At 64.4% G+C, this 7137-nt stretch carries 9 protein-coding genes and 1 pseudogene; all 10 read left to right on the forward strand.

Annotated features, from left to right (window positions below; all coding sequences use genetic code 11):
* The first annotated feature begins 4 nt into the window (after window positions 1-4).
* Window positions 5-76 (forward strand): flagellar hook-basal body complex protein FliE, encoded by a 72-nt coding sequence (locus EN781_RS20480; RefSeq protein WP_281034384.1) that lies wholly within the window; start codon window positions 5-7, stop codon window positions 74-76.
* A 9-nt stretch (window positions 77-85) separates the two neighbouring features.
* Window positions 86-874, forward strand: a complete 789-nt coding sequence (gene flgG / locus EN781_RS20485) for a flagellar basal-body rod protein FlgG (RefSeq protein WP_126058488.1) — start codon at window positions 86-88, stop codon at window positions 872-874.
* 6 nt (window positions 875-880) lie between these two features.
* Window positions 881-1429: a flagellar basal body P-ring formation chaperone FlgA gene (gene flgA / locus EN781_RS20490; protein ID WP_126058487.1), complete on the forward strand. Its 549-nt coding sequence runs from the start codon at window positions 881-883 to the stop codon at window positions 1427-1429.
* Window positions 1426-2667: a flagellar basal body P-ring protein FlgI gene (locus EN781_RS20495; RefSeq protein WP_126058486.1), complete on the forward strand. Its 1242-nt coding sequence runs from the start codon at window positions 1426-1428 to the stop codon at window positions 2665-2667. The genes flgA and EN781_RS20495 overlap by 4 nt, the downstream gene beginning before the upstream one ends.
* Before the next feature lie 3 nt (window positions 2668-2670).
* Window positions 2671-3249 carry a MotE family protein gene (locus EN781_RS20500; protein ID WP_126058485.1) on the forward strand — a complete coding sequence of 193 codons (579 nt, stop codon included), beginning with the start codon at window positions 2671-2673 and terminating at the stop codon, window positions 3247-3249.
* Window positions 3246-3950 carry a flagellar basal body L-ring protein FlgH gene (gene flgH / locus EN781_RS20505; RefSeq protein WP_126058484.1) on the forward strand — a complete coding sequence of 235 codons (705 nt, stop codon included), beginning with the start codon at window positions 3246-3248 and terminating at the stop codon, window positions 3948-3950. The genes EN781_RS20500 and flgH overlap by 4 nt, the downstream gene beginning before the upstream one ends.
* Window positions 3951-3976: 26 nt before the next feature.
* Window positions 3977-4471 carry a flagellar basal body-associated FliL family protein gene (locus EN781_RS20510; protein WP_126058483.1) on the forward strand — a complete coding sequence of 165 codons (495 nt, stop codon included), beginning with the start codon at window positions 3977-3979 and terminating at the stop codon, window positions 4469-4471.
* The gene (gene fliP / locus EN781_RS20515) at window positions 4468-5199 is read left to right on the forward strand and encodes a flagellar type III secretion system pore protein FliP (protein WP_126058482.1); all 732 of its coding nucleotides are present in this window, start codon (window positions 4468-4470) and stop codon (window positions 5197-5199) included. The genes EN781_RS20510 and fliP overlap by 4 nt, the downstream gene beginning before the upstream one ends.
* Before the next feature lie 235 nt (window positions 5200-5434).
* Complete coding sequence (locus EN781_RS20520) at window positions 5435-6319, forward strand: flagellin (protein WP_126058481.1); 885 nt, start codon at window positions 5435-5437, stop codon at window positions 6317-6319.
* A gap of 246 nt (window positions 6320-6565) precedes the next feature.
* Window positions 6566-7137 (forward strand): annotated as a pseudogene (locus EN781_RS20525) (flagellin); the annotation flags it as partial.

Here is a 7137-nt window from a genome sequence, read left to right on the forward strand (position 1 = left end):
GGCCCTGCAGACGACCATCGCCATCCGCGACAAGGTTGTCTCCGCCTACCTCGAAATCAGCCGCATCAGTATCTAGGACCGCGTCATGAAAGCACTTGCCATCGCCGCCACCGGCATGAACGCCCAGCAGACCAACCTGGAAGTTATCGCCAACAACATCGCCAACATCAACACCACCGGCTACAAGCGCGCTCGCGCGGAATTCTCCGACCTGCTCTATCAGGTCGACCGCACGCAGGGCGTGCCCAATCGCTCCAACACCTCGCTGGTGCCGGAAGGTGTCTCGATCGGCCTCGGCGTCAAGACGACGGCGGTGCGCAACGTCCATACCCAGGGCGAGCTGACAAGCACCGGCAACAGCTTCGACCTCGCGCTGACCGGCCGGGGCTGGTTCCAGATCGAGGGTGCCGACGGCGGCACGCTCTACAGCCGCGCCGGCGCCTTCAACACCAACGCCACCGGACAGCTGGTGACGGTCGACGGCGCCAATGTCTTCCCCGCCATCACCGTGCCGACCGACGCGGTCGAGGTCATCGTCAACAAGACGGGCCAGGTCTTCGCCCGCATCGACGGCCAGACCGATCTCCAGCTTCTCGGCCAGCTGCAGCTCGCCAACTTCTCCAACGAGGCGGGGCTGGCGCCCCTCGGCGACAATCTGTTCCAGGAGACGGCGGCTTCCGGCCCGGCCAATGTCGGCGTGCCCGGCGACCCCGGCTTCGCCACGATCGAACAGGGCTACCTGGAATCGTCCAACGTCGATCCGGTCAAGGAGATCACCGAACTGATCTCGGCGCAGCGCGCCTATGAGATGAATTCGAAGGTCATCCAGGCCGCCGACGACATGGCCTCGGTCGTGTCCAAGAACATCAGGTAACAGATCATGCTTGCGCCGGCCCACCGCTCCCTGCTCCGCCGCGCCGCGCTGGCTCTCGCGCTGGTGGCCGGCGGCGTGCCGGCGTTTGCCCAGGAAGCCGGCGACAATCAGGCCGGCAACCAGAACGCCAGTCAGCTCGCAGCCCGCAATACCGGTCAGGCCGCCGGCGATGTCGTGCTGATCCCCAACCGGGTCATCTATCCCGGCGAGACGATCGACCTTGCCGCCCTGAAGCAGGTGACGCTCGTTCCCGGCAAGCACAAGCCGGAGGCCGTCGCCACCCTCGCGCAGGAACTCCAGGGCAAGGTCGCCAAGCGCACGCTGCTGCCGGGCCGCTACATTCCGACCGCCGCCATCCGCGACGCTTGGCTCGTCGAACAGGGCGCTGCGGTGCAGATCTATTTCACCGCCGGCGCCCTGACCATTTCGGCTTCCGGCGTTACCCTGCAGCCGGGCGCCGCCGGCGACCTGGTCAAGGTCCGCAATGTCGACAGCGGCAAGATCATATCCGGCACGGTGATGGGCGACGGCACCATCATGGTCGGCGCTTCATGATGCGCGGACTTGCCTTTCTTCTGGCGGCTGCCCTTGGTCTGCAGCCGGCGTTGGCCGACGGGCTCGCACCGAAGGCCAAGCGCGAGCTTGCCGCGAAGAATGGCGGCGCCTTCAATGATCCGGAATATGACCCGGCCACCACCACGCGGATGTTCCGCGTTTCGACCGGGCCAAGCACGCTGCCGCCGGGCCAGGTCGCGGCGCGCATCAAGGACATCGCCCAACTGCAGAGCGCGCGCGACAACCAACTCGTCGGCTACGGCCTGGTTATCGGCCTGGCGGGAACCGGCGACAGCCTGCGCAATTCGCCCTTCACCGAGCAGTCGATCCGCGCCATGCTGGAGAATCTCGGCATCGCCACCGAAGGCGGCAGCGCGCGCGCCAAGAACGTCGCCGCCGTCATCGTCACTGCCAACATGCCGCCCTTCGTGCAGTCGGGAGCCCGCATCGACATCGACGTTTCCTCGATGGGCGACGCCACCTCGCTTGCCGGTGGCACGCTGGTGATGACGCCACTGAAGGCGGCCGATGGCGAAATCTATGCCGTCGGCCAAGGCTCGGTGATCGTGGGCGGTTTCACCGCCCAGGGCCAGGCCGAGCAATTGACGCAAGGTGTGCCGACCGCGGGCCGCGTCCCCAACGGCGCCATCGTCGAACGCGCGGTGCCAGCCGAGTTCGACGATCAGGGCGTGCTGACGCTGCAATTGCGCAACCCCGACTTCTCGACCGCCATTCGCATCGCCGACGCTATCAACGATTACACCGCGCAGCGTTTCGGCATGCGCGTCGCGGCCGAGCGCGATGCCCGCACCGTCCAGATCAGGCGGCCGAAGAACGTCTCGGCGGCACGCTTTTATGCCGAGATCGAGAATCTGGTCGTGGAATCGGACACGCCGGCCCGCGTCGTCATCGACGAGCGCACCGGCACCATCGTCATCGGCAACAACGTCAAGATCTCGCGCGTGGCGATCAGCCACGGCACGCTCACGGTGCGCATCACCGAGGCGCCGAAAGTCGTCCAGCCCGAGCCCTTTTCCAAGGGCGTGACCGCTGTAGAGCCCTTCACCGCCATCGAGGCCACGCGGCCCGACGCGCGGGTCGCAGTGCTCGACGGGCCGAACCTCGAAACGCTGGTTTCTGGCCTCAACCGTCTTGGCGTCAAGCCGGACGGCATCATTGCCATCCTGCAAGGCATCAAATCGGCCGGCGCCCTGCAAGCCGATCTGGTCCTCCAATAGGCCATGCCGATGATCGCTCCCCGCCAACCGAACCGCAACGCCAGGCCGGCGTTGATTGCCCCGGCCCTCGCCGTCATGCTTCTTTCTGCCGGCGCAGCCCGCGCCGAAGAGGCCGTGCGCCAGGTGCTGCCCGGCGGGCAGGCGCCGGCTGCAACCCAGCAGATGACCCGGGAGAAGGCGCCGGACGAAAGCGAGATACAGCGCTTCTGCTCCAACATCGCCGACGCCGCCCGCGATCGCCGCTACGCCCTGCAGGCGCAGGAGCTGAAGGAGCTGCAGGCCGGCATCGACCAGCGCATGAAAGCGCTGGAGGACAAACGGGCCGAATACGAGCAATGGCTGAAGCGCCGCGAGGTGTTCCTCGCGCGCGCCGAGGACAGCGTTGTCAAGATCTATGCCGGCATGAAGCCGGACGCCGCGGCCGAACGCCTGGCGATGGTCAATGTCGAACTGGCCGCCGCCATCCTGATGAAGCTGGATTCGCGCAAGGCCGGCGTCATCCTCAACGAAATGGACCAGAAGGCGGCCGCCGCGCTTACCGGCATCATGGCCAGCGCGGCGCGAAGGACAGATCCGTCATGATCCGCAAAATGCTCATCCTCGTCGGAGTCGCGGCCTTGTCCGGCTGCGGTACCGATCTCAAGGAGGTCGGCAGGGAACCGGCGCTGTCGCCGGTCGGCTCCGGCATCGGCAATGGCGCGGCCGCGCCTTACAGCTATCCCGAGCCACCGGCGGCGCCAGTCAAGAAATTCTCGCTGTGGGACGATCGCCAGAGCCGCTTGTTCACCGACCCAAGGGCGCTGCGCGAAGGCGATATCCTCACCGTCAACATCAAGCTAAACGACAAGGCCAACTTCAAGAACCAGAACGACAGGAGCCGCACCGCCGCGCGCAAGCTCGGCTATGATGTCACTCTGGGATGGGAGGGCAACAGCACGAGCGGTAAGGGCGACGCCGGCCTGAGCTCCAGCACCGAAACCAACGCCGACGGCGAAATCAAGCGCTCGGAGAACCTGGAGCTCAACGTCGCCGCCGTCGTCACTGAGGTCTTGCCCAATGGCAACCTGATGATCAGGGGTTCGCAGGAGGTACGCGTCAACTACGAGCTCAGGGTGCTCACCATTGCCGGCATGGTGCGTCCGTCCGATATCGGCGCGGAGAACACCATCTCCTACGAACGCATCGCCGAAGCGCGCATCTCCTATGGCGGCCGCGGCCGAGTCAGCGAGATCCAGCAGCCGGCCTATGGCCAGCAGGTCCTCGATCAGGTTCTTCCCTTCTAAAACGGGCAGGCTCGGGAAATTACGCCATGGCCAATGTCGAGCAAGTCGGGCAGAAGAAGGGACCTTCCCTGGTCATCCAATTGGCCATGCTCGTGGCGGTGACGGCCGCCGCGATCGGCATGGGCTGGCTGTCCGGCGGCTATCTGAAGGGCACCGATGCTCCGGCGTCGGTGCCGGTGGCTCCGGAAAACGAAGGCAATACCGAGAGGCCGGCCGAGTCCGGCAAGGAAGCGGCCGGACCGACGCTTGTCCAGCTTGCGCCGATCACCACCAATCTGGCGTCGCCGGCAGAGGTCTGGATAAGGCTGGAGGCGTCGGTGTTCTACGACACGCCGCAGCCGGCGGAGATGACCGAGCAGATCCGCCAGGATCTGCTGGCGCTGGTGCGCACGCTGAAGATGCATCAGATCGAAGGCGCCAGCGGTTACCAGCATCTGAAGGCCGATCTCGAGGAGCGTGCCGCCATCCGCAGCGGCGGCCATGCCAAACAGATTCTGATCAGGACATTGCTGCTCGAATGAGAAAATACCTTCTCGCCGCCACGCTCCTGGTCCTTGCCACCTCCGTCGCCGCGGCCCAGCAGCTGGATCTCGGTGCCATCGGCAAGGCCGACGGCACGACCGTCGGCTACCTGATCCAGATGTTCGGCCTGCTCACCGTGCTGTCGGTGGCGCCGGGGCTTTTGATCATGGTGACGAGCTTCACCCGCTTCGTCATCGCCTTCTCGATCCTGCGCGCCGGCATCGGCCTGCAGTCGACGCCGGCCAACCTGATCCTGATCTCGCTGTCGCTGTTCATGACTTTCTACGTCATGGCGCCGACTTTCGATCAGGCCTGGAACACCGGCGTCAAGCCGCTGATGGACAACCAGATCACGCAGGCGGAAGCGTTCGAGAAGATCTCGGACCCGTTCCGCACCTTCATGCTGCACAATGTGCGCGACAAGGATTTCGACCTCTTCGCCGACCTTGCCCGCGAACGCGGCCAGACCGTCTCGCGCGACACCGTCGACCTGCGCATCCTGGTGCCCGCCTTCATGATCTCCGAAATCCGGCGCGGTTTCGAGATCGGCTTCCTGATCGTGCTGCCGTTCCTGGTCATCGATCTGATTGTCGCCACCATCACCATGGCGATGGGCATGATGATGCTGCCGCCGACCGTGGTGTCGCTGCCGTTCAAGATCCTGTTCTTCGTGCTGATCGACGGCTGGAACCTGCTTGTCGGCAGCCTGGTGCGATCCTTCACCTGACTTGTCGATATTGATCGCCAGCCTTGCCTGACTGGCGCCGCGCTGCCGCGCCCAGATTTCCTGCAATATATTTTCGGTTAACCGTCGCGTTTAGGCCTTTGGTAGGGACTTGCCAGCATAGTCCCCCCAGATGGCGGGTGATCTCAATCAACGATCATTGGCATGATGCCGCACCGTCATACCGGAAAAGCCGGTATGTCAAAAAAACACGTGTAAAATCAAGGTACGAGTAGCCATGTCCAGTATCATGACCAATTCCTCGGCGCTGACCGCGCTGCAGAGCTTGAACAACACCAACAAGCAGCTCGAGACCACCCAGTCGCGTATTTCGACTGGTTACCGCGTCGCCACCGCCTCCGACAACGCCGCCTACTGGTCGATCGCCACCTCGATGAAGTCGGACAACAAGGCGCTCTCGGCCGTACAGGACTCGCTCGGTCTCGGCGCCGGCAAGGTCGACACCGCCTACACCGCCATTAACGACGTCAAGGACCAGGTCGACCTGATCAAGTCCAAGCTGGTCACCGCCCGCGGCGCCAGCCAGGAAGACCAGCAGAAGATCGCGACCGAAATCAACGCCATCCAGGCGCAGATCAAGTCGTCGGTCACCAACGCCAACTTCGCCGGCTCGAACCTGCTGCAGAACGACGGCCTCGCCGCGTCCGACCTTAAGATCGTCGCTTCCTACAACCGCACCGGCGCGACCGTCACCATCGACACCATCGACGTCAAGGCTGCGGACACGCAGGTCCTCGACGTCGCCGGCACGGGCGGCATCGTCGGCGGCCTTCTCGCCACGACCTTCTTCGATCCGAGCTCTGCCGCTGTCGCCGACACTGCCATCGACACCGCGCTCGGCAGCGTTGAAACGGCGCTTGGCAAGCTGTCCACCGGTGCCGCATCGCTCGGTGCCGCCAAGTCGCGCATCGACACCCAGAAGAGCTTCCTGTCGAACCTCTCGGACTCGATCGACAAGGGCGTCGGCTCGCTGGTCGATGCCGACATGAACAAGGAATCGACCCGCCTGCAGGCCCTCCAGGTCCAGCAGCAGCTCGGCATCCAGGCGCTGTCGATCGCCAACGGGAATTCGCAGTCGATCCTGTCGCTCTTCCGCGGCTGATCGCCTCCTGAACTCCAGTCATCTGCATCGGGCCGCGCCATCAGCGCGGCCCGATTTTCATTTGTGAAACCCTTGTCATTTTCCCTCGCCAAAGCATGGCTTTAACGCGCCATTAACGATGTCGCGCTAGTTATGGTTAACCATTCACTTATGACGGGCAGACCAGTTGGTCGACAGGCATGACGCCCCCGCCAAACGGGTTGACCGGCATGCGTAAGGCATGCCTGCTTTGAGAAGGGGTGTACCTTGGCAAGTATCATGACGAACGCCGCGGCGCTGACCGCGCTGCAGAGCCTAAACGCCACCAACAAGGCGCTTGAAACGACGCAGGCCCGCATCTCGACTGGCTACCGCGTCGCCACCGCTTCCGACAACGCCGCCTACTGGTCGATCGCTACCAGCATGCGTTCCGACAACAAGGCGCTGTCGGCGGTGCAGGACGCACTCGGCCTCGGCGCCGGCAAGGTCGACACCGCCTACACCGCCATCACCGACATCAAGGACCAGGTCGACGCGATCAAGGCCAAGCTGGTCACCGCCCGCGGCGCCAGCCAGGACAACCAGCAGAAGATCGCGACCGAAATCAAGGCCATCCAGGAGCAGATCAAGTCGTCGGTCACCAATGCCAGCTATGCCGGCTCGAACCTGCTGCAGAACGACGGCCTCGTCGCCTCCGACCTGCAGATCGTCGCTTCCTACAACCGCACCGGCACCACCGTCGCCATCGACACCATCAACGTCGCGGCCGCCGACACGCAGGTTCTCGATATTGCCGGCACGGGCGGCATCGTAGGCGGCCTTCTCGCCACGACCTTCTT

This window comes from Mesorhizobium sp. M4A.F.Ca.ET.090.04.2.1, assembly GCF_003999085.1.
Lineage (GTDB): Bacteria > Pseudomonadota > Alphaproteobacteria > Rhizobiales > Rhizobiaceae > Mesorhizobium.

What these genes read in the sequence shown, in the direction of transcription:
- EN781_RS20495 (WP_126058486.1), top strand. Translation starts at nt 1,426, where the DNA reads ATGATGCGCGGACTTGCCTTTCTTCTGGCGGCTGCCCTTGGTCTGCAG.
- fliP (WP_126058482.1), top strand. Translation starts at nt 4,468, where the DNA reads ATGAGAAAATACCTTCTCGCCGCCACGCTCCTGGTCCTTGCCACCTCC.
- flgG (WP_126058488.1), top strand. Translation starts at nt 86, where the DNA reads ATGAAAGCACTTGCCATCGCCGCCACCGGCATGAACGCCCAGCAGACC.
- EN781_RS20500 (WP_126058485.1), top strand. Translation starts at nt 2,671, where the DNA reads ATGCCGATGATCGCTCCCCGCCAACCGAACCGCAACGCCAGGCCGGCG.
- flgH (WP_126058484.1), top strand. Translation starts at nt 3,246, where the DNA reads ATGATCCGCAAAATGCTCATCCTCGTCGGAGTCGCGGCCTTGTCCGGC.
- EN781_RS20520 (WP_126058481.1), top strand. Translation starts at nt 5,435, where the DNA reads ATGTCCAGTATCATGACCAATTCCTCGGCGCTGACCGCGCTGCAGAGC.
- EN781_RS20510 (WP_126058483.1), top strand. Translation starts at nt 3,977, where the DNA reads ATGGCCAATGTCGAGCAAGTCGGGCAGAAGAAGGGACCTTCCCTGGTC.
- flgA (WP_126058487.1), top strand. Translation starts at nt 881, where the DNA reads ATGCTTGCGCCGGCCCACCGCTCCCTGCTCCGCCGCGCCGCGCTGGCT.